The 25,544-nt window shown below is 52.9% G+C and carries 15 protein-coding genes and 6 pseudogenes; 6 read left to right on the top strand and 15 right to left on the bottom strand.

Going from position 1 to position 25,544, the window contains the following annotated elements; genetic code table 11:
- Window positions 1-72: 72 nt before the first annotated feature.
- The 7 genes and pseudogenes from ACVB80_RS08920 to ACVB80_RS08950 form a co-directional block, all read right to left on the bottom strand.
- Window positions 73-1,200, bottom strand: a pseudogene (locus ACVB80_RS08920) (ISAs1 family transposase).
- 96 nt (window positions 1,201-1,296) lie between these two features.
- A pseudogene (locus ACVB80_RS08925) lies at window positions 1,297-1,392 on the bottom strand (homocysteine S-methyltransferase family protein); the annotation flags it as partial.
- 336 nt (window positions 1,393-1,728) lie between these two features.
- Window positions 1,729-2,181, bottom strand: a pseudogene (locus ACVB80_RS08930) (LysR substrate-binding domain-containing protein); the annotation flags it as partial.
- The gene (locus ACVB80_RS08935; protein WP_481080934.1) at window positions 2,168-2,482 is read right to left on the bottom strand and encodes a transposase; all 315 of its coding nucleotides are present in this window, start codon (window positions 2,480-2,482) and stop codon (window positions 2,168-2,170) included. The pseudogene ACVB80_RS08930 and the gene ACVB80_RS08935, both read right to left, overlap by 14 nt.
- A gap of 63 nt (window positions 2,483-2,545) precedes the next feature.
- Window positions 2,546-3,028 (bottom strand): annotated as a pseudogene (locus tag ACVB80_RS08940) (MFS transporter); the annotation flags it as partial.
- Between the two features lie 522 nt (window positions 3,029-3,550).
- On the bottom strand, window positions 3,551-5,521 hold the full coding sequence (locus ACVB80_RS08945) for a bifunctional metallophosphatase/5'-nucleotidase (protein ID WP_481080935.1): 1,971 nt from the start codon (window positions 5,519-5,521) through the stop codon (window positions 3,551-3,553).
- Between the two features lie 190 nt (window positions 5,522-5,711).
- Window positions 5,712-6,590: a LysR family transcriptional regulator gene (locus tag ACVB80_RS08950; protein ID WP_481080936.1), complete on the bottom strand. Its 879-nt coding sequence runs from the start codon at window positions 6,588-6,590 to the stop codon at window positions 5,712-5,714.
- Window positions 6,591-6,763: 173 nt separating this feature from the next.
- On the opposite strand from ACVB80_RS08950, the gene ACVB80_RS08955 reads away from it, so the two are divergent.
- Both ACVB80_RS08955 and fghA read left to right on the top strand, forming a co-directional pair.
- Entirely contained in the window at window positions 6,764-7,912 is a 1,149-nt protein-coding gene (locus tag ACVB80_RS08955) for an S-(hydroxymethyl)glutathione dehydrogenase/class III alcohol dehydrogenase (protein ID WP_481080937.1), read from the top strand.
- Window positions 7,913-7,960: 48 nt separating this feature from the next.
- Window positions 7,961-8,800, top strand: a complete 840-nt coding sequence (gene fghA, locus ACVB80_RS08960; RefSeq protein ID WP_481080938.1) for an S-formylglutathione hydrolase — start codon at window positions 7,961-7,963, stop codon at window positions 8,798-8,800.
- Between the two features lie 43 nt (window positions 8,801-8,843).
- Here the strand turns inward: fghA and ACVB80_RS08965 are convergent, their stop codons facing one another.
- Genes ACVB80_RS08965 through ACVB80_RS08980 form a run of 4 tightly spaced genes read right to left on the bottom strand, consistent with a single transcriptional unit; the run spans window position 8,844 to window position 14,961 of the window.
- Complete coding sequence (locus ACVB80_RS08965) at window positions 8,844-10,958, bottom strand: type I secretion system permease/ATPase (RefSeq protein WP_481080939.1); 2,115 nt, start codon at window positions 10,956-10,958, stop codon at window positions 8,844-8,846.
- 10 nt (window positions 10,959-10,968) lie between these two features.
- A complete protein-coding gene (locus ACVB80_RS08970; protein WP_481080940.1) occupies window positions 10,969-12,882 on the bottom strand; it encodes a bifunctional diguanylate cyclase/phosphodiesterase in 1,914 nt (637 codons plus the stop codon).
- 5 nt (window positions 12,883-12,887) lie between these two features.
- Window positions 12,888-13,523, bottom strand: a complete 636-nt coding sequence (locus ACVB80_RS08975; RefSeq protein ID WP_481081079.1) for a transglutaminase-like cysteine peptidase — start codon at window positions 13,521-13,523, stop codon at window positions 12,888-12,890.
- 46 nt (window positions 13,524-13,569) lie between these two features.
- Window positions 13,570-14,961 carry an HlyD family type I secretion periplasmic adaptor subunit gene (locus tag ACVB80_RS08980; RefSeq protein WP_481080941.1) on the bottom strand — a complete coding sequence of 464 codons (1,392 nt, stop codon included), beginning with the start codon at window positions 14,959-14,961 and terminating at the stop codon, window positions 13,570-13,572.
- 266 nt (window positions 14,962-15,227) lie between these two features.
- Here ACVB80_RS08980 and pdxH point away from each other — a divergent pair, with 266 nt between their 5' ends.
- A complete protein-coding gene (pdxH, locus tag ACVB80_RS08985) occupies window positions 15,228-15,866 on the top strand; it encodes a pyridoxamine 5'-phosphate oxidase (protein WP_481080942.1) in 639 nt (212 codons plus the stop codon).
- Between the two features lie 66 nt (window positions 15,867-15,932).
- Here pdxH and ACVB80_RS08990 read toward each other — a convergent pair whose 3' ends face one another.
- The 4 genes and pseudogenes from ACVB80_RS08990 to ACVB80_RS09005 all read right to left on the bottom strand — a co-directional run.
- Window positions 15,933-16,655, bottom strand: coding sequence for a helix-turn-helix transcriptional regulator (locus ACVB80_RS08990; protein WP_481080943.1), 723 nt, complete (start codon window positions 16,653-16,655; stop codon window positions 15,933-15,935).
- Window positions 16,656-17,023: 368 nt separating this feature from the next.
- Window positions 17,024-18,832, bottom strand: a complete 1,809-nt coding sequence (locus ACVB80_RS08995; protein WP_481080944.1) for an SUMF1/EgtB/PvdO family nonheme iron enzyme — start codon at window positions 18,830-18,832, stop codon at window positions 17,024-17,026.
- 223 nt (window positions 18,833-19,055) lie between these two features.
- Window positions 19,056-19,943, bottom strand: a pseudogene (locus ACVB80_RS09000) (PEGA domain-containing protein); the annotation flags it as partial.
- A gap of 74 nt (window positions 19,944-20,017) precedes the next feature.
- A pseudogene (locus ACVB80_RS09005) lies at window positions 20,018-20,159 on the bottom strand (PEGA domain-containing protein); the annotation flags it as partial.
- A gap of 446 nt (window positions 20,160-20,605) precedes the next feature.
- On the opposite strand from ACVB80_RS09005, the gene ACVB80_RS09010 reads away from it, so the two are divergent.
- The 3 genes from ACVB80_RS09010 (at window position 20,606) to ACVB80_RS09020 (ending at window position 25,480) form a co-directional block, all read left to right on the top strand.
- The gene (locus tag ACVB80_RS09010; protein WP_481080945.1) at window positions 20,606-21,397 is read left to right on the top strand and encodes a helix-turn-helix domain-containing protein; all 792 of its coding nucleotides are present in this window, start codon (window positions 20,606-20,608) and stop codon (window positions 21,395-21,397) included.
- A gap of 283 nt (window positions 21,398-21,680) precedes the next feature.
- Entirely contained in the window at window positions 21,681-24,776 is a 3,096-nt protein-coding gene (gene putA / locus ACVB80_RS09015; protein WP_481080946.1) for a bifunctional proline dehydrogenase/L-glutamate gamma-semialdehyde dehydrogenase PutA, read from the top strand.
- 11 nt (window positions 24,777-24,787) lie between these two features.
- Complete coding sequence (locus ACVB80_RS09020; RefSeq protein ID WP_481080947.1) at window positions 24,788-25,480, top strand: 1-pyrroline-5-carboxylate dehydrogenase; 693 nt, start codon at window positions 24,788-24,790, stop codon at window positions 25,478-25,480.
- Window positions 25,481-25,544: the final 64 nt, after the last annotated feature.

Below are 25,544 nucleotides of genomic sequence, written 5' to 3' on the forward strand. Positions count from 1 at the left end.
ATTTCTCTATTTGTTCTCTATTTATTTCATTCTAGTTGAAGATCTATATGGGCAGGGTGTCCGCATGAATGGTTAGGATTTAGCCATTGAGGTAAATCCGGCCAGAAGGACTTGTTCTAAGAAGGCGGGATTCATCATGCAGCGCTTCTGCTTCATTGGCACGCTGATCTTTGTGGACTCAGCTCTGAGCATATTCAACGACATATGCCTTAACCCCGCCAGATTTTCAGCCGCATTTTCCCGGTAAATCTGACAAGCATCTTCCCGCATACTCACATCCAAAATCCAGTGCATTGACTCAATGCCCCAGTGAGCGCGGATAGCATTCCCTGCCTGCTCTGGAGTTAGCTAAGCTGAACTGATGTAGTAGCGGTACTCCAGTTCTGGCTCTTTACCTTTTGTTGCCCGGTAGTTTTCGACCATCACGATGCTGGTGAGGTTGCTCCAGGCTGAGAAGTCCCCTTCAAGGTCACTCGCATTCAATACATGGCAGGTGCGCGCTTCAACACGGCCTTTCTGCTTCTCAATTTGACATGTAGCTTCATCAACCGGGGCTCGGCGGTACGGGGCAAAAGCCGTCTGTACAGCGGCGGCTAACTTACCCTGGTTACCTTTAACTGCTAATAAGTAGTCTCCACCCTTGCTGGTGATGACATCGGCAATCTTAGTCTGGCAGGCCATTGCATCAATCGTCACTATGGCACCTCGCAAATCGAGCATCTTAATCAGTGCAGGTATCGCGGTAATTTCATTGCTCTTGCTCTCGGTTTTGAGTTGCCCCAATACCAGCTGGTTGGCGCTGGCGTATGCGCTAACCATATGGATGGCACTTTGTCTGTCGTCTCTGTCATAGGAGCCACGTAATGTCTTGCCATCAATGGCAACTACTTCACCAGAAGTTAGTTTATGCACCGCCTTCATCCAGGCCACAAAGCAGTCTCGAAACTCTGCTGGATCGACGCTTGCTATCAGGCGGGCAAAGGTGTCATCAACAGGAACACCATTTTCAAATAAGTTGTGTTTAAGAAACCACTCATGGTGACCAAGAACATACTCGCGAATGTCAGTCCAGCCTTGGCCACCGGCTATCACTGCGCAGATAGAACCAAACAGGATGTCGAACAGCGGATAGTCCACCTTTGCGCTCTGTCGTTCGTCACGGATAATACTGAAATGCTCTTTAATGGTATCGATATTCATGGTCACTCCTCGAAAGAGGGGTATAAGATCATGGTGGCCTTATCAAGTCAACCTTGGTCAAACATTGGATAAAAAACGTTCATGATCTTGCCCTGTCTATATGGAGCGTTTCCAATCGGCTAGGGCTTTAATGTGTTTTGGCTCGATGTCACAACAGTCACCGATAGTATTTGCGCCAAGTGCTTGCCAGCGATTGATCTAGCCAACATCTCGGGAACTACTGGGCAAGAAGTGCTGAAGCTTAGTTACGCGCGAACGGAAAGTAATGGTTCAGTCTATTGTTTTATGCTAACCAGAGTTTTCTATACTTTAGATAATCCGTGGTTCACTAAATTAGCAAGATCACTGACAAACTCCTGTCCAGAGGTGTGCTGAGCTGATCAAGGTAAACACACCTTTGCCCCAAAATGAGTTGAAAGCGGTATCAGAATAGAGGAAAGCGTTCTAAATGGGTGGTACCAAAACTAATGGAAGTCCCTACCTAACCTCAATGATTTAGCGAGAGCTGTTCATATGTTACCTGAATATTCAATTTACGCTATACAAGCTTTTTATTGTCTCCCTTAACCATACGATTTTAGGATTCTGATTATTGCGCTTATGCCAGATCATCGTAAATGGAATCAGTAGCTTATGCTGATATTCTTGCGAAATTGGAATGGGCAGCGATACCAAGTTAGGGTGCAGTTGTTCACAATATCGCTGACAATACTTGGGTGCCGTGGTTAACATTAGATGGCTGGGCTTCTCTGCTACAAACAGCGCCTGTTCGAAGCTTGCCATCGTTAGGCTAACATTGCGCGTATGTCCCTGCTCAGCCAAAATCTCATCCAACGCCCAACTGTCGTTTTTCTCCCATGTAACATTGATATGGGCGTAGCTTAAGAAGGTCTCCAAGTTCCATTCCAGATCAATCGCTGGGTGGTCTTTTCGGATATACACCATAGGCAGGTCGGAAAATAGAACTTCAAAATTGATGAAAGCGCCCTTCTTTAACCTGCTCAGGATAAAGTCCTTTCTCACGACAGTACTGGCTCAGTTCGTTTTCAGTCATGGAAAAAGTTTCTGCGACAACGGCCAGTTTGGTTTGAGCTGACCATTGCCCGGATGAGGTATTACTGTTTGGCACTGCGGTTCCTGATTCTCTGAGTTGTTTTCGCCAATTGTACAGGGTGGCTTCGCTGATGCCTTCTTCTTTTGCTACTTCCACTACCGACCGAGAGTGCGGAGGTAACAACTTCTTCAATATTGCATCTTTTCTTTCTTGCGGATAACGAGACATGACTTACTCTGTTACCGCCCCTAACTGGTTAAATTTTAACAGTGACAACTATCCTGCCAGAGGGGGAAACTTAATCATGATCAGATTACCGATAACAGGTGCTAGCACGGGAATAGAACAAGTTATGCCATTAAGCATTGAAAGCACTTTAGCCCGCATTTGGTCATCTAAGGTATCACGCAAAATAGCGAAGGCTACAACGTAGCAACATGCCGCTCCAACGCCTTGGAAGAAACGCATAACTAGGAAGCTATTACTGGTTTCCGCTGAACCCGCTAACGTCGAAGCAAGCGAGAAGATCACTGCCCCACACATGGCGACAGGTTTACGGCCAAAACGGTCAGCAGCTCGTCCTACAAACACCATAGTAGAAGCCATACCCGCAAGATAAACAGAAAAGGCGATATGAAGTTGGGATTCACTTGCAGAAAGATCGTTGGCAATTTGTGGCAAGGCAACCAAATAGAGATCGATGGCAGTGGGATAGAGCAGCACAAAGGCAAAGCTGCATAGCAGATATCGGGATACATTAGCCGCTGGTTTCATGGTGGTCTCGTAAGTGGTTGGTCTTACGAGGATAATATGAGACATCACTGAACTTGGCGCGTTACCTTTATGACAACAGGTATTTCCATTTACTACATTAGTAAATGAAATGTATGGGTATGTCAGGGGTTAACGTCGGTAAGGCCCCTGTTTTTCATACATGCTTGATTTTTCCTTGAGCTACTGTGTCTTTGCTAAATTCAACCTAATACGGCGGTTACTAAACACTTTTGTCCAATAGTGATTAGCAGCCCAAAGCACGCCAAGAAACGACTCTGCCCGCCAGTGTGGTAACTAGCTAGGAGGGGAATTCAGCTTCACGCTCAAGCTCTGAGTATTTGCAGGGATTCAGTGATCGCTGTGAAAACCCCCTCTAACTCCCCCTTGCTGAAGGGGGAGAACTTGTTTTGTGGTGGTTGATAGTGAGAATAAAAACGGTCAGCTCTCATCTGTCCAGGTATGAGCCAGTACAACTCACGAGCCAAGAAAATCAGCCTGTGACTAACGCCACAGGCTGTATTCTTATTTAGCCCGAATAAAAGTCACAGTCTCGTACTTCAGTGGCTCCAGCGTCTCCATCGGTCTGATGGTTTCGATTACCGCTTTAGCGTCACTGTTACACTTCACGCCGTCTGCTTTGCAGTTCAGCTCGTGCGCTTTGTACATCACCGACTTGCTCATCACGGTTTTGCCTTTTTTCACTTTCTCTTTCAGCAGCATTTTCTCTACCGGGAAAGCGGTCAGCTTGCCGTTCACGTAAGCCAGGTCAACGCGGCCTGAGCGCTCTGTCTGAGCGTCAAACACTACTGACCAGCCGTCGTTACCGCTGGCGTGGTAGGCGTCCATCACTACGTTGTAGGTATCCGCGTCTTTAAGTGGCTGCCAGTCAGGTTTTTCTGGTGTGCCACGGTTTACTTCCGCAGAAACCAGCTTGCCATCTTTCAGTGACTCTGTTTCCTGGTAGGTGTACCGCAGGTTACCGCCGTACGGGAATTTACCCGCGTGCGCGCCTTCCGGCAGGGTTGCGGTGATGGCAGAGCTCAGCAGGGCTTTCACTTCTTTACCAGTCAGCGGAACCACAGACAGGGCGTTAGAGAATGGCAGCAGCTCCAGGCTGATGTTGCCTTCACGCAGGTCGCCAAATGCGATGTCCTGACGTACGCCACCGGCGCCAACCAGTGAGAAGTCGGCTTTGATGCCGGCAACTTTGGCAACGTCATCAGAGGCTGCCCATGCGTACTGGCCCCAGGCTACGATTGGCGCTACGTCTGAGCCATGCTCGTCTGTGCCGCCGTCACCCGGACGACGCTCGTGGTTGATGGTGTCCGGTACAAACGCGATCACATCGCCGTAGGCTTTGTTCAGCGCTGGCTTGTATTTGCTGTCGATGGTCTGGCGAAGCTCAGGGTTTTCTTCAGTGATAGTGATGTTGTCCTGATCTTCGATGAACTGCTCAACTTTGTCTGCACCCGCCAGTTTGGTGGTGCGGAACTTGTCCGCGTAGAACTCGTCGTTACTCAGCAGGGTATTGTGACCGCCACATTCGGCGATTTTGCCTGCATCATCAAATTTAGCGCGTACCCGGCCAATCGCCTGAGCCGACTCACCGGCCTGCACGATACAGGTTTTACCGCCGTCCGGGTTGGCGACCATTTGGGCGTAAGTGCCTTCGGTAGCTTTACCCAGGTTGGTGAAATCGCCCAGCAGGGTGTGCGAGTGGCCGCCAACAATCAGGTCAATACCGTTTACTTTTGAAGCCAGTTCAACGTCACGGGCGTTACCGATATGGGTCACCGCGACGACTTTGTTGATGCCCATGGCTTTCAGTGCATCCACGCTGTCCTGCGCCGATTTCACCATGTCAGCAAATTCTACGCCGCCGGTTTTGCTGGCGATGTCTTTCATATCATCCAGTGCAAAGCCAACCACACCGACCAGGTTTTCCGGATTTTTCGCCTGTTTGGCGTCGGTCAGCAGGGTTTTGTTGAAGCCGTCGAACTCATAGATGATATAAGGCTTAATGTTGGTGCTGCCTTTCAGGTGCTCATCACCGCTGATGTCCAGGTTTGCCGCCAGGATCGGGAAGTTCACGGTGTTAACAAAATCGGCCAGTTTTTGAGTACCCAGGTCAAACTCGTGGTTACCCATTGCCATGGCATCCAGGCCCATACGGCTCAGCAGGTCGGCGTTCATCGCGCCGTGGTTCAGTTTGAAGTAGGCACTGCCCTGGAATGCATCGCCGCCGTGCAGGAACAGGTAGCTGTCGTTATTCTTTTTCGCCTGGGCTTTGTAGGCCAGAGACTCCTGGTAAACGCGCGGGTAACCACCAAACTCGTTGAAGACCACGGTGTCTTCCATTTTAAAGCTGGATTTAACCGGTTCGAATGCTGAGTGGGTGTCGTTTACATGAGCAACGGTCAGTTCAAACGCCTGAGCCGCGCCGCCAATCATCATACCTACTGACAGTGCAAGCAGGGACTTACGAAGTTTCATTTTGGAGTCCTTATTCTTCGTTAGAGGAGAGCACAACGTTATAAAGCAATTGGTTGTACTGAAATGTGATCGGGGTGGGATAATATTGAGTTAATGCTCTATGTTGCAAGGGGAAATGTGAGCATAAGGGCTCATTCAACAGATATTGCCACTATTACTGAGTAAACTGACAGCACTTCCATTTGCTGTCTTAATTTTGAGAATCAAGCCGTTCACTCAGGAAGTCGATCAGCAGCTTCACTTTTGCGGGCAGGTGGCGGTTTTGCGGGTAGAGTGCCCAGATCCCTTCTTTGGACTCCCGGTAGTCGCGCAGCACTTCCACCAGCTCGCCGCGCTCAAGCGCTTCGCGGACGTAATAATCAGGAAGCTGTACCAGGCCTAATCCCTGACGTGCAGCCTGCGCCAGTGCGATACCTCCGTTACAGCGTAACCGACCGTGAACTCTGATGGCGGCCTCTTTACCCTGATCCCTGAATCGCCAGTACTCTATCGACCCCATCAGGCACTGATGCTGGACGAGTTCTGAAAGGGTATGAGGTTCACCATAACGTTCAAGGTAGGCCGGACTGGCACAGACGTGCAGCTGGCGGCTTGCCAGCCGTTTTGCGATAAGGGTTGAGTCTTCCAGCTTTCCAAGGCGGACCGCCATATCGATACCGGACTCGATCAGGTCCAGCCGCTGGTTGGTCAGCTCAAGCCTGATATCGAGCAGAGGGTATTGCTGCATGAACTCGACCAGCAAAGGTGCCAGGTAGAGCTCGCCATAGTTGACCGGTGCCGTCAGCCTGATGAGACCGGAAGGGCTGGATTGCATTTGGGTTACCGCCAGTTCAGCCTGACGCAGCCCTTCGACGAGGTGTGCACACTGCTGATAGTAGAGCTGGCCGGCTTCGGTCAGCGATACCCGCCGGGTGGTGCGGTTGAGCAGCTTGACCGCCAGACGCTCCTCAAGCCGGGCGACGCGGCGACTGACCTGAGCGACCGAGGTCGAGAGCTGCCTGCCAGCGCCGGTAAAGCTGTTGGTCTGCGCGACCGCGACAAACTCACTGATCCCTTCCCAGTTATCCATAATTCTTTTCCTCAGCGCTTCTGGTGAGGGTCCATAGTAGCATTATTACAAATCAGTAAAAATGATTTGCTGTTTAACCGGATTATCAAAATTCAGTGGGTAATTATACTGAGCACAACTTAAGACGAAGTGGCTGCCGATGTCCGGATGCCGCAAACCAGAGGATGCAAATCATGGCTCTTGAAATTAAACCTGGTCAGGAATTTATCAAATCAAAAGCAGCGGTTGCGTGGGCAGCCGGTGAACCACTGAAAATGGAAGAAGTTGACGTACAGCTGCCGAAAGCCGGCGAGGTACTGGTACGCATCGTCGCGACGGGCGTGTGTCACACTGATGCATTCACCCTGTCTGGTGATGATCCGGAAGGGATCTTCCCGTCTATCCTGGGTCACGAAGGTGGCGGTATTGTTGAGATGGTTGGCGAAGGCGTGACCAGCGTGGAAGTGGGCGATCACGTGATCCCGCTTTATACCGCTGAGTGTGGCGAGTGTAAGTTCTGTAAATCCGGTAAAACCAACCTGTGCCAGGCGGTACGCGAGACTCAGGGCAAAGGTCTGATGCCGGACGGGACTACCCGTTTTTACAAAGACGGGCAGCCAATCTACCACTACATGGGCTGTTCAACGTTCTCTGAGTACACCGTACTGCCGGAAATCTCACTGGCTAAGGTCAGCAAAGAAGCGCCGCTTGAAGAAGTTTGTCTGCTGGGCTGCGGCGTAACCACAGGTATGGGCGCAGTGCTGAATACGGCAAAAGTAGAGAAGGGTGATACGGTCGCGATCTTCGGTCTGGGCGGTATTGGTCTGTCTGCGATCATTGGTGCCCGTATGGCCGGTGCCAGCCGCATTATTGGTGTTGATATCAACGAGAGCAAATTTGAGCTGGCTGAGCAGCTTGGTGCAACCGATCTTATTAACCCGCAAAACTTTGACAAGCCAATCCAGGAAGTGATCGTGGAGATGACCGATGGCGGTGTGGATTACTCCTTTGAGTGTATCGGTAACGTCAACGTGATGCGTCAGGCGCTGGAGTGTTGTCACAAGGGCTGGGGTGAATCTGTGATCATTGGTGTTGCCGGTGCGGGCCAGGAGATCTCGACCCGTCCGTTCCAGCTGGTGACTGGCCGCGTATGGCGTGGCAGCGCGTTTGGTGGTGTGAAAGGCCGCTCTGAGCTGCCGGAAATCGTTGAGCGTTATATGGCCGGTGAGTTTGGTCTGCAGGAGTTCATCACTCACACCATGGGGCTGGATGAGGTCAATGAAGCGTTTGATCTGATGCACGAAGGAAAGAGTATCCGTACCGTAATCCACATGGATAAATAAATCCGCTTAATATCGGCCGCTGTTTTGGCGGCCGGGTGAGGAGAAGCAATGACACCTGAAAATATCAGTCAGAATAAAGTCTCTGGTGGCTGGCACAAGCAGTATCGTCACCGCTCTGACACACTTAACTGCGATATGCGTTTTGCCATTTTCCTGCCGCCAGGTGCCAGTGCAGAGAATCCGGTTCCGGTGCTGTACTGGCTTTCCGGACTGACCTGCACTGATGAGAACTTCATGCAGAAAGCCGGGGCTTTTCGCGCTGCGGCTGAGGCGGGGATCGCTATTGTCGCGCCGGATACCAGTCCGCGTGGTGAAAACGTCGCGGATGATGCAGAGTACGATCTGGGGCAGGGGGCGGGTTTCTATCTCAACGCAACTGAGCAGCCCTGGGCAGCGCACTATCAGATGCGTGATTACATTGTGCAGGAGCTGCCGGCGCTGATTGAGCAGCACTTTCCGGTTTCTTCTGTCCGGGCGATTTCCGGTCACAGTATGGGAGGGCACGGCGCGCTGACTATCGGCCTGAGTGAGCCGGAGCGGTATCGCTCAATATCAGCGTTCAGCCCTATCTGTCATCCGGTCGCCTGTCCGTGGGGCCAGAAAGCGTTTCGCGCTTATCTGGGAGAGGATAAAAAGCAGTGGGAGCAGTATGACGCCAGTCTGCTGCTGGCAAAGCAGGGCCCGAAACTGCCGGTGCTGGTGGATCAGGGTGACAGCGATGCATTTTTGCATCAGCAGTTGCTGACGCCGGAGCTGGAAAAAGCGGCGGCACTGCACGGCTCATCCGTTGAGATCCGTATGCAGCCGGGGTATGACCACAGCTACTACTTTATCTCCAGCTTCATTGGCGAACATATAGCGTTTCACGCCCGCTATCTGAAGCGATAAAAAAACAGGAGCCATCCGGCTCCTGTTTGTCTTTTTAGGGATGTCAGTTCACTGCCCTGACCCGGCCCTGTTTCAGGTCGTTGAGAACCTGGTTCTTTGGTCCGTCGGCGATCACCGCGCCTTTTTCCATCACGATTACCCGGTCTACCACGTCCAGCATGGAGGTTTTATGGGTGATCAGGATCAGCGTCTCATCGGATTTCAGGCTCGCCAGCTGATGTTTGATGTGCATCTCTGAGCGGTTATCCATCGAGCTGGTGGGCTCATCCATCAGCATCACCGGAGGGCGGCCAAGGAAAGCGCGCGCGATAGCAACCGCCTGGCGCTGACCACCGGAGAGCAGAATACCGCCTTCACCCACCTGACGCTCCAGACCGGCCGGGTCCTGCTGGGTAAATACGGTGACACCGGAGCGGTTAGCCGCATCGAGTACTTCACGGTCATCGGCCAGCTGCTGGCCCAGGGTGATGTTGTCGCGGATTGAGCCGTAGAACAGGGTGACATCCTGTGGTACGCAGCCGATATTGCGCCTGACGTCCACATAGTGCAGCTGGTTGATGTCGGTGTCATCAATGCGCACAGAACCCTGTGTGGGCTTATACAGGCCCATTATCAGCCGTTCAAGGGTGGTCTTGCCCGAGCCAATCCGGCCGATGATGGCGACTTTCTCACCCGGGTTAATCGTCAGGCTGACATCGCGTACCGAAGCCAGCTCAGATTCGGGGTAGTTAAAGGTTACCCGGTCGAGCTCGATCTTGCCCTGGATGATCGGGCGGTGGATGTAGCGCTTGCCAGGCTCCTGCTCGTCCGGCATCTCCATGACCTGTTCGATAATGGTCATTGCTGACTTGGCCTGGTTGTAGCGGGTAGAGAGCAGCGACAGCTGAACCAGCGGACCGACTGCACGGCCGCTCAGCATGGTTGATGCAATAAGACCACCCATCGACAGGTCACCGGCGGCAATCAGATAGACACCGACAATGATCATACCGATATTGGACGCCTGCTGAATAAATCCGGCCGAGTTCTGAATCGAGTCAGTGATGCGGCGGGTTTTGATGTTCCAGTTTGCCATGTGCGCCACAGCCTCTTCCCAGCGGTACTGGAACTGGCTCTGGGCACCGAATACTTTGACGGTTTCAAGGCCGGCCAGGCTCTCGATCAGGTTGGCGTACTTCTGCGATGCCAGACGTGAGCCTTCTTCGATGCTTTTACGCAGCGGGCCCTGGATCAGCATCGAATGGATCACCAGCAACAGAATACCGACGATTGGCACCAGCACAATCGGGCCGCCGACCAGCCAGATCACCAGCAGGAACAGCAGGGCGAAAGGCAGGTCGATCAGCGAGTTGATGGTCGCGGAGGTAAAAAACTCACGGATCGATTCAAACTCCTGCAGGTGGCGGGCAAAAGCGCCGACTGAAGGTGGTCGTGATTCCATCCTGATCCCCATCACTTTGGAAAACAGTTTGGAAGAGATCAGTACGTCGGATTTTTTTCCGGCCACATCGATAAAGTAGCTGCGCAGCAGTTTCAGTATCAGATCAAATACGAACACCACCAGGATGCCCGAGGCGAGCACCCACAGGGACTCAAACGCCAGGTTGGGCACCACTTTGTCGTACACCAGGCGGGTGAACATCGGCGTGGCGATAGCAAACAGGTTGATAAGAATGGAGGCGATCAGCACGTCACGGTAGATATGGCGTGATTCAAGCAGGGTACTCCAGAACCAGTGGCCGTCACGGGTTTTGAGGATTTCCGGTGAGCGTTCATCGTAGCGGAACTGCTTTTTAACCAGAAAGTAGCGGCCCGTGTACTGGGCGGCGAGCTCTTCAAGAGAGAGCGACACCGGCATCATGTGTGAGTCAGCGGTGACGACCTCGGCTTCCTGGGTTTCGTTGTTGACGCTGACCAGCACGCAGGCATCTCCGCCTTTGAGCAGCAGTACTGCAGGCAGTACCAGCTGAGGGATCTCCTCAAACGCCGCACGGTTTTCCCGCACTACCAGCCCGGCCCGCTCAGCAGAGCGGGGGAACAGGAAGGGGGTCAGTTTGCCATCTGTCAGCGGAAGGCCGTTGATCAGCGCTTCCGGGGAGTTGGAAATCCCGTAATAGCGGCTGATGTACACCAGGGCGTTGAGTAATGGGTCTTGCATAACTTCTGCCTTATCCCTTATCGACAATGTAACCCTGGAACACATCAATAAAGTGTTCTGCCAGGAAGTTGAGCTGCGCCTGAGTTTCTACCCGCGAAGCGATGGTGGTGATCCCCAGGTTGTGGGCAGTACGCGAGATAGAGGTCAGGGTGTACGCCTGTTGTTCATCATCCAGGTTGTGGGTGTAGAGATAATCAAGTTTCACGTAAGCCGGACGGAACTCGTTGATGTAGTCCAGCGAGTGGAAATGACGGCCGTAGTTATCAACACCGAAATCAGCGCCCGAAGTACGGATTGCATGGCATACCAGAGCGGTGTGGTGCTGGTGGTGCACAAAGCACGACTCCGGAATTTCAAAGTGCAGCTTGCCTGCAGCACTCTGATGGCGTCCCAGAGTCTGGGCAAGCCAGCGGATAAAGCTTGGTTCGGTGACACTGCTGACGGTCAGGTTGACAGCCAGGGTATTGGTCAGCTCACCGGACTCGATTTTGTCGATCATCGAACTGATTACATAGCGGTCAAAGATCTGACCCTCACCCAGTTGCTCAAGTGCAAACAGGTACTGGTTGGCGGTGTAACGCTGCCCGTCTTTTTCGATAGAGGAGAAGACTTCGCTGTGATAGCTGTTATTGGCTGAGTTAAACGCGGTCTGGTATTTAAACTCGATCCACTGGTTGCTGATCGCCTCTTCCACCAGGGCGCGCCATTGCTGTTTACCCAGCATCACTACGTGTTGCTCATCGGTCACGATGCCATAGCAGGTGTTTGGATTAGCGTGTGCTTTGGAGAGGGCATTATCCACCAGTGACAGGATTTCGGTGGTGGTTTTGCTGTTCTCATTGTGCACCAGACCAAGGTAGGCGTTGGCCGGGGTGGTGCCGGTTGGATCCGGGCGAATGTCCTGGGTGTAGTTCATGATGCTTTCAGCGATCACTTTCAGGTCTTCCTGTTCCAGGTTCTGGAAGATAAAACCGAACTCGGCGGTATTGATCCGCGCAATCGTCACATCCGGGGTGGAGAGGGTCATATTGAGGTGGTCTGCCAGCTGTTTGACCAGCTTATCACCCGCTTCGTAACCTTCTTCTTCATAGGCTTCTTTGATAAAGCTTGCTTCAAGGATGGCAATGCCACCGATCGCGGATTCTTTCAGCCAGGTGTTGAGCTGGCCCATAAAGAAGGAGCGGTTACCCAGGTGCGAAACCGGGTCCATGTAGGCTCGTTCACGCAGCTGCTCGGCTTCTTTAGCCTGCGCCTGGAAGCTTTTTTCTACCTGAGCGGACATATAGTTAATGCCTTTGACCACTGCGATCAAATCGCGGGTACGTGGCAGCTCCAGTGGCTGGCCAAACTGGTTGTTGGCGACATCGTTCATCTTCTGCACGATCTGGGTCAGCGGCTTGAGCGCCCGTTTAACCACCCAGGAAATGACCGCCGCACCGAGTACAAATACCCCGGCGAAGATGGTCAGCAGGTTGGTCAGGGCATACCAGAGCTGAGCATAGGCATCACCCGGATGACTGATGATTTCCACCTCTGCCAGCTGCATCCAGCCGCTGGTGACGACCCGGCGATCATGAATGGTGCGGAACAGGGAAAGGCTGGTAAACCACTCCGGTACATCGGCAGGTTTGATTGGGTAAGTCCGGACGATCTCCTTATCATTGCTGAGAAAAATCAGCCGCACCGCAGAGTAAGAACTGCCATCAAACAGGGCGTTGATCACGGACTCGACGGCTACCTCGTCCTGGTCTTCCAGGTAAGGAGCGAGCGCCAGACCCACCGTGTTGATGGTGTTGTTTACTTCTGAGCGCTGCTGCTGCTCAAGAAAGTTTCGCGTGGTGTTAAATTCGATAGCCAATACTGAAGTGATCAGCATTAAGAAGACGGCTAACATCCATGCGACAAGCTGTTTATATAAAGTCATCCTGCTTACTCGTCATAGTTGATGATCGGTTTATTTAGTTTGAGCGTCTTTTCCCGTGAGCGCAGATCATTCCACAAGCTCAACCGGGACGACTTCCCAGCCAACTTACCCGCTCCGCGCTCTTTCATCAGCCACAGGTTTTTACCGTTGAAGCTGTAGATTGGCAGCAGATCCCGTCTTTTCGACGCGGGCATAATGTTATATTTCAAATTATCCAGCAGAAGCGGCTCGGCACTGGGTTTGGCGTAGTACGCCAGCACCATGTGGAACTGATTCAGCTCGATAGCCTTAACGTAAATCAGGCGCAGTTTTTTATCCGGAACCCCCAGTTCCAGCAGCGAGAAGTACTTGGCGATGGTGAAATCTTCACAGTCACCGCCTGCGCTGCCGAGAAACTCCAGTGGTGTGGCCCAGTAGTCTTTTTTGCCCCACAGTATGATGTCATCGACAAAATGCATCTGATTAAAGAACTGATTGACCGCTTCCAGTTGTTCTGCCTCGGGCAGATTTTTGTAGCTGTGCACCACATCGCGCCAGGCGCGGACCCGTTTACCGGCCCGCTCGCCATACGTGCGTTCCACCGCATTTACCCATTGCTGCTCCTGATCATTGAGGGCAAAAGAAGCAGAGCTCAGCGCCATTGCGCCGAGCAGGGGAAGCCAGAACTTTTTACTGCCAGCCACCGGGTTACTCCCGCAGCGCGGTCTGACGCGCTTTGGTGATCGGTTTGAGCAGATAGTCGAGCACCGAGCGTTTGCCGGTAATAATGTCTACCGAGGCGGTCATACCCGGGATGATCGGCAGTTCGTCTGAGTGGCCAAACTGGGTTTCCAGGGTGCGCACCCGCACCAGATAAAAGCTGTTGCCCTCTTCGTCCTGAATTGTATCGGCACTGATGTGTTCCAGTACCCCTTCCAGTCCGCCATAGCGGGTAAAATCATAGGCGGTAAACTTCACCAGCGCCGGTAGCCCCGGACGCAAAAAAGCGATGTCCTGCGGCGCGATTTTGGCTTCGACCAGCAGGGTATCTTCGCCCGGGACGATTTCCACAATGTCCATCCCCGGCTGGATAACGCCGCCAACGGTGTTGATATACAGTTTTTTCACGGTACCCGTGACCGGAGACACCACCACGGTGCGGTTTACCCTGTCTTCCAGGCCGACGGTGGACTCGGTCAGCGCCGAGAGTTTGTCCTGGGCCTGGTTGAGTTTTTCCTGCTGCTCAGAGCGGAACTTCAGCGCTGCGTCGATCCGGCTGAGCATGGCTTCTTTGATCGCTGAGTTCAGTACCGGGATTTTCAGCTCGGTTGAGGTCAGCTCGCGGCGGGTATCGTTGACCTGACGCTCCAGTTTCAACAGTTCGATGCGCGGTACCACGCCCTCTTCTGCCAGCGGGCTGGTGATCTCCAGCTCCTTATTGGCAAACTCATAACTGCGCTTTAAGTTGCGCACCCGTGCCCGGAGCTCGACCAGATCCTGTTGCTTCTGTTTTACCTGTTGGTCGAGTACCGACACCTGGTTTTTCAGGTTGTTCAGGTCCTGGCGGTACTCTGCCATCTGGCGGGCGACCAGTTTCGGGGCATTTTCATTAATCTGCTCCGGGAAGATCAGTTTGTTACCTTCAATCTGAACGCTGTCCTGCCAGTTTTTCGGATCAAAATTCTCGTTGATTTTGATACTGGCGATCGACGCGCTCAGCTGCAGAACACTGGCAGTCAGGTTAGTTACCTGCTGTTCGCGCTCACGAAAATCACTTCGAAAGCGGGTGTCATCAATAAGCAGCAGTTGCTGACCTTTTTCAACGACCTGCCCCTCTTTGACCAGCAATTTCTTCACCAGACCGCCTTCCAGATTTTGTACCACCTGCAGCTGGGATGAGGGAATGACTTTCCCCTGGCCGACCGTTACCTTATCGATCTGTGCCCAGGCGGCCCAGCCAATGGCACAGGCAAAGAAAACCACCATGACCCACAACAGCACCCGGGCGCTGCCGGGGGTATTGAGCAGCAAGGCTGCCGTCTTGTCATCGACGTAGTCGAGCTCGTTCTGATCGAGGCGTTGTAAGCTCTTTCTGTCCATGTATAGTCCCTAATAAGCCGATAGCTCAGCTTTCTGTTATTCGAATGCTCAATAGGTTGATTTTATTGCTTGTTTGCACTGATGTTAAGCTATTCGTTTAATTATAGGGCAGAGTGATAATGCTGTGCTTCACCAAACAGACTTAAAATGCCTGTCTGGGGGTGGCAGCAGGACACAAAGTCGCGAAAATGCGATCCCGCCTGCAATTAGCGCTTGAAGTCATCAGATCAGAGGCGCACAATTCCCGCAACGCATAAGGAGTCTTCATGGAACTTTCTGATATTCGTCGCGAGTATTGTAAGGGCGGTTTGCGCCGTCGCGACCTGAACGCTGATCCGATGGAACAGTTTAATTTGTGGCTGGAGCAGGCCGTAGAAGCTCAGCTGACTGACCCGACTGCGATGACCATCGCTACAGTGGATGAGAGTGGTATGCCGTATCAGCGCATCGTGCTGCTGAAGAACTTTGATAAGAATGGTTTTGTATTTTTTACCAATCTTGCGAGCCGCAAAGCCCAGCATCTGGAGCACAACAGTAAGATCAGCCTGCACTTCCCGTGGCATCCGCTGGAGCGTCAGGTACACATTACCGGCGTAGCCAAAAAACTGGGCGCTATGGAGAACATGAAGTACTTTACTTCTCGGCCAAAAGAGAGCCAGATTGCTGCGATCGCCAGTCATCAGAGCAGCCGCATTTCTGCACGCAGCATGCTGCTGGGCAAATACATGGAGCTGAAAGAGCAGTTTGCCAATGGCGAGATCCCGGTACCCAAGTTCTGGGGTGGTTACCGCATTGAGCCACAGAGCATTGAATTCTGGCAGGGTGGTGAACACCGCCTGCACGATCGCTTCCTGTACACAAAACAGGAAAGTGGTGAGTGGGAGATTGACCGTCTGGCACCATAAAGGCCCGGCCACTCTGTTATATAAAGCGGATACGAAAACAGCGCCCTGGTGGCGCTGTTTTTATATTCAGGAGTGGCTGTTTGGTGTCGAGGTCAGTACCACGGAGATTTGTGTCCGCAGCAGGCTTTCCGGGATCACCGAGCCGTAGCCTGCATCGAGAGCAATTTCGATAAGCTCGTTTTTGCTGTTCGCGCCAAATTTCCCCCTCAGGCGGGCTACATGGCCTTCCACGGTTTTGACTGAAATATCCATCGCGTTAGCAATAAACTGAGGCTTTTTGCCGTACAGCAGAAGAAACAGCACCTGAGACTCCCGCTGATTGAGCTTTTCCGGCAAAGGGGATTCGTTTTCACCAAATACATGCCGGTCTGCTTTGCTCAGCCCGGTGGCCCGGCAGATCCAGTGTCCGACTTCCAGAATGGCGGTGTCTTCCAGTTCCTGACCGTAAAATATGGTGCCCTGCACTTCACCATCGTCGTTCAGCCAGGGGGTTTTGGTAAAGATATGCGCCCGCCACCGGCCATCGGGATACGGATGAATATCGAGTACCCGCATGGTGTTACCGCTTTCCATCACGGCTCTGTCCTGAGCCTGAAAGTCTCCTGCACACTCTGTGGTCGGGCTTGGCATATCGAAATCTGTCCGCCCGATACAATCCAGGTGTGAGTCTACCCCGATCAGGTCACCATACGCCTGATTGGCGTACACAAATACCGAGTCTTTATCCTTGCATCCCCAGCAGCCCGGCAGTTGAGCAAACAGGGATTCCAGATGTGGGTTTTTCGCCATAGTTGTTTTTTCAGGGGGTTAAGAAAGTTTAAGATAATACCAGTCTCATATCGGACGTAACAGCAGTAATTACTAAAATTGTCACTACTGATGGATTGTTCGGACAAAAAAAAGCCAGCTTGAGGGAGCTGGCAAACACAAGATACATCTTGTCGACGTGTAGAAGAGGTATGACATTCACTTCAGGGTCTAAGTGAACATACCTTAGAAGTCAGGCATCATGCCCGACCTCTGACCACTAAGTTAATCGATTTCATTATTGGCTGAAAGGGGGGAAATCCCTCTGTTTTAAAAGGCCTGGCGTGAGCCCAAAGTTAAAACAGATAAAAAAAGCCGGGCTGAATGCCCGGCGTTGAGTGTATGGCTGGTTACTTCAGGTCTCTGACAACCCGGAAACCGATAAAGTTGGCGGTGGTATTCGGTGACACATCCAGGTTCTCATACGCTGCGGCTTTGGCCGGTGCAAAGCTCCACGCGCCACCTTTTACGATACCGCTGTTCTGTGCGGTCCATTCCCAGACGTTACCCACCATGTCATACAGGCCGTAGCTGTTTGGCGCAAACGCGCGAACCGGAGAGGCGCTCTTGTTGGACCATGGCGTGCCGCTCCAGCCAGTGTTGGCTTCACCACTGCCAAAGCGTTCACCCCACCAGAATGCCTGCTTGCTGCCGGCACGTGCTGCGACTTCCCACTCTGCTGATGTTGGCAGGCGGTAGTTGTGACCGGTCTGGGAAGACAGCCATTTGGTGTAAGCGCGGGCATCGTTGCGGCTCAGACACACAGCCGGGAAATCCTGTGACTGTTTATAGCCCGGGTTTCGCCAGTAGCTGCCTTTAACCGGGACCGTTACCGCGTTCTCAATGGTTGAACACAGCTTTTTCAGCTCGGCATCGGACTGATAACCGGTGTGGTTAACAAAGGTGGCAAACTGATCCACGGTCACCGGCGTGGCGGAGATACCGAAAGCATGATCAAGGTTGACCTGCTGTGATCCGTTTTCACCTATCAGGTATTCGCCGGCTGTGACGACAACCATCTGTGGCGCTTTGCTGCCGGACTTAATCTGATCGGCAAAGCTTTCACCGGCCTGAGGCAGGTTGAGCTTCTCTCTCAGTACCGCGCGCAGGGAGTGGTCGCCCTGGATTTTCAGTTCCTGATGGAAAGACTTATAACCTTCTTTTTCCACCGTGATCATGTGCAGGCCGGTTGGCAGCATGATTTCAACCGGAGTGCTGCCGTAGTTTACGTTGTCGATCACCACGTTATCCTGGTGCTGGTTCGAGCGCACGGTCAGGCTTACCCAGCGGATCTCTTGCTGCTGTTTACTTTGCTGGCTGAGGTCACTCTGCTCGAAGCAGTAACCGGACTCAATGCCCAGCAGCTTGCAGGCGGTGTTTTTCGACGGGCGGGACTCCATGGTGACATCCAGTACTTTCTGGTAGCGCTTGCCATCATAGAAGCCGGACTTGCTGGTTTTGTGGTTCAGCACGTGGATGTTCAGTGACGCTTTACCCAGGTTCTGCTTCACCAGACCTGATTCGGTGGTCTGATCGATGAGTTGTGCCTGAAACTGATTGACGGCTTTCTGCATCGCCAGATTCTGGGTCTGCTTGTCACACTGGGCCAGGGTCAGATCCATCTGGCAGACATTGGTAAAGCTGACTTTCAGTTCGTCTGACTGGCTGAGTTCGCTTTGCAGGCGCTGCGCACGGGCACGCAGGTGGCTGCTCTGAAGGTTATCCAGAACGCCACTGATCCGGCTCTCTTCGGCTTTCAGTGCGCTCAGCCCGGCATTTTCCTCGGTCAGCTTCTGATCAGCTTCCAGTCGCTGCTGCTGATTCTGTTTTACTTCTGCCCAGCTGTCCTGATAGGCCCTCTGCGCCGATGTGATATCCACATCCGGGTTATCCAGCATCAGTTCATACTGGCGGTCGAGTGCTTTTTTGGCTTTGACGCGGCTGGCATCAAGCCTGGCCGACTTATCTTCCAGTGTATTGAGCTCGTGGCTAAGCTGACGAATATCCTGCTTAGACTGCTTGATTTGCCGGGCGTTGGCTTCAAGCTCGGACTGCGTGGACGCAATCGCGCTTTCAATTTCCCCAATCGACTGAGGCTCAGAGGCCAAAGCCAGCGAAGGGGAAAGCATCAACAAAAGGGCAGGGAATCCATATCGCATTGCACTGTTACCGTAATATTCTGGAAAGTCGGGTCGAAAAAGTATTATACCAATCTGTGCAATTAAGTAAGCACTCTATTGGCGATAACCTGGTCGAAAAAACATCAAATCTTACCGTTGGTTAGAGAAAATGTGATCGATTTACAAACAATTTCCCGGGCCCGGTAAAACAAAAACGCCATCATACGGAAGTATGATGGCGTTTGAAAACATCAGAATGGAATTAACCGTTCTTATTCGGACGCAGTTTGATCCAGATGGTGTCGTTACCGTTTACCGTGATCACCCGGTTGTAAGTCTCAAAACCGGACTTGGAAACGGTCACCTGATGACGGCCTGCCGGAAGTACCACTTCAACCGGGGTTGAGCCGTATTTCACGCCGTTGATGGTGACATCATCGTTGTATTGATCAGAGCGGACCGTCACATTGGCCCACTGTTTGTCTTTTTTGCTCTTCTTGCTGGTGCTGGCAGAGTTCAGACAGTAACGGGCTTCCACGTTCAGCAGTTTACACGCTGCGGTTGCTTCCGGTTTGGCCTGAAGCTGCGCCTGAAGCTGGGTGAAGTAGCCATTGTTACCTTCAAAACCGCTCTTGATGATCTGGCTCTCCTGAACGTGGATGTTCAGTGCCACACCAGAGAGGTTTTGTCTTGCCAGTGAAGATTCAGACAGCTGAGATACCAGTTTGTTTTTAAAAGTTTTAACCGCTTTTTGCTTGGTCAGGTATTTACCCTGGCTGGCACATTCTCCCAGCGTCATGGTCGCGGAACAGGTGGTTTTATAACTGGTTTCCAGTACAGCGCTTTCTCTCAGTTCGGTGGCCATGCGTTTCACACGGGCATCAATACGCGCTTCCTGAAGGTTCTGAAATTCGGTGGTCAGGCGGGCTTTACGCTGTTTAAGGCGTGACAGTGCCATTTCACTTTCGGTGATCGCCTGCTGGTTTTCCAGCTGTGCTTTCTGGTTGGCTTTCACGTCATTCCACGCTTCCTGGTACTGTTTCTGGAAGGTGGTCAGGTCGATATCCGGCTCTTCGGCCAGGCGGCTGAACTGCTTGTCCAGTGCCAGTTTGGCACGATTACGTTTGGTCGCCAGTTGTTCGCTCTCTTTCAGCAGGCTCTGATGCTGCTGCTCAAGTCGGTTCAGCTGGGTTTGCCCGGCGTTGAACTCCTGATCCAGAGTATCGATTTCACCGTCTTTCTGAGAAAGCTTTTCATCAATCGCCGATACCGGATCAAGGCTGGCAGCCTCTTCGGCCTGCGTGGTAGCAGACATCCAGAATGGGGTTAGCGCAAGCAAAAGCGCTGGGAGTCTATGTTTGATCATGGGTCCCTGCATTATCATGGTTAGTTTAGGCTTCCTGCCTGAGTGGGTCAGAAAGCGAAACAAAGTTTCTGAGTATTGTATCACTTTGCTTTCGCCGGATGAGCCGGAAAGAAAACATTCAAGCAGAGTAATACTATTATCAAATGGTACGAAGCAGAAATGACAATACTCAAAAATTAGAGCAAACACACGCTCCTGAAAAGAAAAATGTCTTTTTTCTGCGTGACATAGTGCGCATCGTTTGTCTTTTCACCGCTTAAAGCTGTGAACCACAACGCAGAGCTACAATAGTGCAACATTCCCGGAACGATGTTAATCGCCATTTGTCCGTAATTTATACGGACTTGATCATTGTTCCGGGATAAATAAAGGGCTGACAGCCCTTTGACTCCATAAAAACGATGGAGGTAACATAGAGCCTTTCCAGACTGTCACCGGTTTTTGTTATGCAATACATTCCTGCTGATCCCAATCCTGCCCCTGCTGAGCTGCAGACGCTCTCCAGTGAGATGAACATTCATGCTCACGATTACGTGCAGATTGTGATCGGCCTGAGCGGCAAAGCCGAGTTTGACGTCGCCGGGGTGGGTAATTTTATTGGTCCGGGTCAGGGCTGTGTGGTGACCGCTTCCACCCTGCATGCGTTTGGCGGGGTAGGGCGCTGTGAGATCCTGGTGCTGAACCTTCACCCCGGGCTGCGTAAGGATGACCTGTTGATCGAACGCATTGAAGCGCTGGGCGCGCAGGATATCTACTTTCAGCTCGACAGTCAGCTGGAACAGCTGATCGCCCTGCTGGTGCAGGAGATGCGGACTAATCCGGATGATGCTTTGCTCAGCCGGGCCTGTAATGACACAGTGATCTCACTGCTTCAGCGTCATATTCAGTCTTATCAGTCGCTGCGTAAGGAAAACCGGCTTGATACCGAAGCCGTTGACCGCTTTATTGACCAGCACCTGAGCCAGAAAATCAGCGTGGCTCAGCTTGCGGGCAGCGTCTTTCTTGGTGAAAGTCAGTTTCACTCCCTGTTTAAAGAGCAGACCGGCCAGACCCCGCACCAGTATCTGCTGGATAAGCGCCTTTCTGCTGCGAAACGGCTGATCGAGCAGGGTAACCTGACTCTCGGTCAGATAGCCGAACTGACCGGTTTTTCCGGTCAGAGTGCTTTTACTCACGCCTTCTCCCGTCAGGAAGGGATTTCCCCTTCGCGTTATAAAAAGCGTTTTCAGTCGCTCTGATCGTTTCTGCTTCCTGTTTTTCCTTCTCAATACCCTCAAACCGTCTGTTGTTCCGTTAATTCTTGTGTGTCTGTTTGTGCAAAGGTAAGCGTTATTTTTAAATTTATCGCGTGATCTTGTTTTGTTTTTGTTAAATATCCGACTTTTTATCAAAAATGCCGGAGTTTTTGACAAGTATCTTTCCCGGGCGCAAAATACACTGCTTGCCAATGTGGATGAACCCAGGGTTTTCTCCGGCAAACAGGCGGGGTGGACAGCCCGGGTACGAGATTGAGGAAAACGCATGTTTACAGCTACTGATGTGTTAAAACCGGAGTTTATCGGGCAGTCGCCTGATGCGCTTTGGTCGCTGATCTCGCCGTTGTACATGGTTGACGAAACCCAATGGCTGGAACAACTTCTCCCTTTGGCAAGGCCGGATGACCGGCAGAAGCAGGAGACCGAACAAAAGACCACCCGGCTTATCGAAGCGATACGCGCTGACAAGAAAGCCATCCAGATGATTGATGCCCTGCTGCTTGAATACAGCCTGGATACTCAGGAAGGCATATTGCTGATGTGTCTGGCGGAAGCGCTGATGCGCATCCCCGATGCAGCGACGGCCGATGCACTTATCCGTGACAAACTGAGCGTGGCGGACTGGAAGTCTCACCTGCAAAACTCCGATTCCGTGTTTGTAAATGCGTCGACCTGGGGTCTGATGCTGACCGGTAAAGTGGTGAGCCTGAAAGACCTGCCGGAGCAAAGTCCTGCGCAGGCGATCAATGGCCTGGTAAGCAAGATGTCTGAGCCGGTTATTCGCCGTGCGATGCATCAGGCGATGAAAGTCATGGGACACCAGTTTGTACTTGGGCGCTCCATCGCCGAGGCGCAGAAGAACGGCCAGAAGATGCGTGAGCAGGGCTTTACCTACTCTTACGATATGCTGGGCGAAGCCGCACTGACCATGGCGGATGCCAACAAATACTACAAAGATTACCTGATGGCGATCGAGGCGGTGGGTAAGGACCTGGGCACCAGTTATGGCCCTGCGCCGTCGGTCTCCATCAAGCTCTCTGCTCTGCACCCACGCTACGAAGAAGCGAATCACGAGCGGGTGATGGACGAACTGTTTACCAGCCTGACCGGCCTGCTTGAGCGCGCCCGTGAGCTGAACGTAGCGATCACCATCGACGCGGAAGAAGCGGACCGTCTGGAGTTGTCACTGCGCCTGTTTGAAAAGCTTTATCGCAGTGAAACTGTCGCTGGCTGGGGCAAATTTGGACTGGTGGTTCAGACCTATTCCAAGCGTGCCCTGCCGGTACTGACCTGGCTGGCAGCCCTTGCCAAAGCTCAGGGGGATACCATCCCGCTGCGTCTGGTGAAAGGTGCCTACTGGGACAGCGAAATCAAATGGGCCCAGCAGGCTGGTTATGCCAATTACCCGGTCTACACCCGTAAAGAAGCGACCGATGTGGCTTACCTGGCGTGTGCCCGTTTTCTGCTTCAGCCGCATATTGCCGGGCATATCTACCCGCAGTTTGCCAGCCACAATGCCCATACCGTTACCGCTGTCGCGGTGATGGCAGAGCATGACCAATACGAATTTCAGCGTCTGCATGGTATGGGGGATGCCCTGTATAACCATGCCAAAGACGCGTACGGCCAGCCGGTACGGATTTACGCGCCGGTCGGCAGCCATAAAGATCTGCTGCCTTATCTGGTGCGCCGCCTGCTGGAAAACGGTGCCAACAGCTCGTTTGTCCATCGCCTGGTGGATGCCCGCTGCCCGGTGGAATCCCTGACTCAGCACCCGGTCGATACCCTGCTGGCGAATAAGACCCTGCACAACGACCGTATCCCGCTGCCGGGCGCGATATTTGATGGGCGCAGAAACTCCACCGGGGTGAATACCGATGTGGAGAGCACTGCCCGTCCGTTTGAAGAAGCGGTTCATGCGTTTATGGATAAGCAGTGGCAGGCCGGACCGATGATCAAGGGCAGCGAAAGCATGATCAAGGGCGAGTCTGTGCTGGCTCCGTATGATCGCCGTATTGAAGTTGGAACGGTGAGTTACGCCAGCCCTGATCATGTTTCCGAAGCGATTGAAACCGCTCAGGGCGGATTTGAAGCCTGGAACGGTACGCCGGTGGCTGAGCGTGGTCAGCTTCTGCGCGAACTTGCAGACCTGCTTGAGCGCGATCTCGCTGAACTGGTGGCCCTGTGCCATCTGGAAGCGGGTAAGACCATTCACGACAGCATTGACGAAGTACGCGAAGCGGTGGACTTCTGCCGTTACTACGCCGACGAAGTGCAGGGGCTGGTGCCTCATACCGTTAAAGGCTTTGATGATGTCAGCCGCACCATTAAGCGCGGCGGACGCGGCGTGTTTGTCTGTATCAGCCCGTGGAACTTCCCGCTGGCGATTTTCCTGGGCCAGGTGACGGCGGCTCTGGTTGCGGGTAACGCCGTGGTGGCCAAGCCTGCCGAGCAGACTTCCCTTATCGCGGCCAAAGCGGTGCGCCTGATGCTGGAAGCCGGCTTCCCGGCGAATGTTATTTCACTGCTGCCGGGGATCGGCGCTGAGATCGGCCACAGCCTGACATCTCATCCTGCGATCGCCGGGGTGGCCTTTACCGGATCCACTGAGACCGCGCAGAAGATCAATCAGACCCTGGCGGAGCGCGAAGCGGATCCTGTGCCGTTTATCGCTGAAACCGGTGGTCAGAACGCCATGATCGTCGACAGTACCGCGCTACCGGAACAGGTGGTGCGTGATGTGATGCGCTCGGCGTTTGCTTCTGCCGGTCAGCGCTGTTCTGCGCTGCGGGTGCTGTTTGTACAGGAAGATATTGCAGACCGGATCATTCACCTGATCAAAGGTGCGATGGCCGAGCTGCACGTGGGCCTGCCTTATCTGCATAAGACCGATGTTGGCCCTGTGATTGACGCGACGGCCAAAGCCAAACTCGATGCACATATCGAAGCGATGTCCGCCAGCCAGAAGCTGATTGCTCAGGCGAGACTGGATGAAAGCTGTGAACACGGCGATTTTGTAGTGCCGTCTGCGTTTGAAATCGACTCCATTTCGACCCTGACCAAAGAGCACTTTGGTCCGGTACTGCACCTGGTGCGCTTTAAAGCGTCTGAGCTGGCGCAGGTGGTCGGGACTATTAACGCAACCGGGTATGGCCTCACCATGGGTATCCACAGCCGCAATGAAACCACCTATCGCTGGATTGAAAAGCATGCCCGGGTGGGTAACTGCTATATCAACCGCGATCAGGTGGGAGCTGTGGTCGGCGTCCAGCCATTTGGCGGCCAGGGGCTGTCCGGTACCGGACCGAAAGCCGGCGGACCGCACTACCTGTTCCGTTTCACCCAGACTCAGTACGCGTAAGGAGAGCAATTATGGCACATCAGGCAACCTGTTTTTCTGACGCTCAGTCTGCGTGGGAGAACTGGAATTTAACCGATTATGACCATCGCGAAGAAGTGGTGAGCGCGTTCAGAAATGAGCTGGCTCAGCACAATCCGCAATGGGCAAAAGTGATGACGTTCCACCTGGAACACGCGCAGGCACTGCTTGCCAAACCTCATCACCTGCCAGGACCGACTGGCGAAACCAATGAGCTCTGCACCGCCGGACGTGGTGTGGCTTTGCTGATTGGTGATGAACATTCAAAATCAGCCCGGGTGGCGCTGATTGCTCAGCTGACCGCTGCACTACTGGCGGGTAATGCCGTTGTACTGTGCAGTGACGATGAGGAGTTTATCAGCCGCCTTGAAAGTGCAGCCGCTGTGCTGCCTGCCAACCTGCTGCAACGCCAGCCGCATGAAGCGGTCAGCCAGCTTCTGGAGTGTGATATCCGCGCTCTGGGGTTTGTCGGCGCTGCAGACGTTGCCCGTGAGCTGAACGTAAGTTTATCCAAAAGAGATGGAGCGATAGTTTCGATGACCGGTGAAACGGATCTGGTGGCGCTGCCTTTGGCGCACGATCCCTGTCTTTCACTGCGTTTTATCACCGAACGAACGCGCACCATCAACATCACCGCGGTGGGCGGTAATGCAACCCTGCTGGAGCTGGGAAGCGGCGGCCACTGACGACTTTGCTAACCCCTCCCCCCAACCATAACAATAAAGGGGGGAGTGCATGGAAGCACAACAT

This window comes from Vibrio sp. 9-16B-A1, from assembly GCF_056726165.1.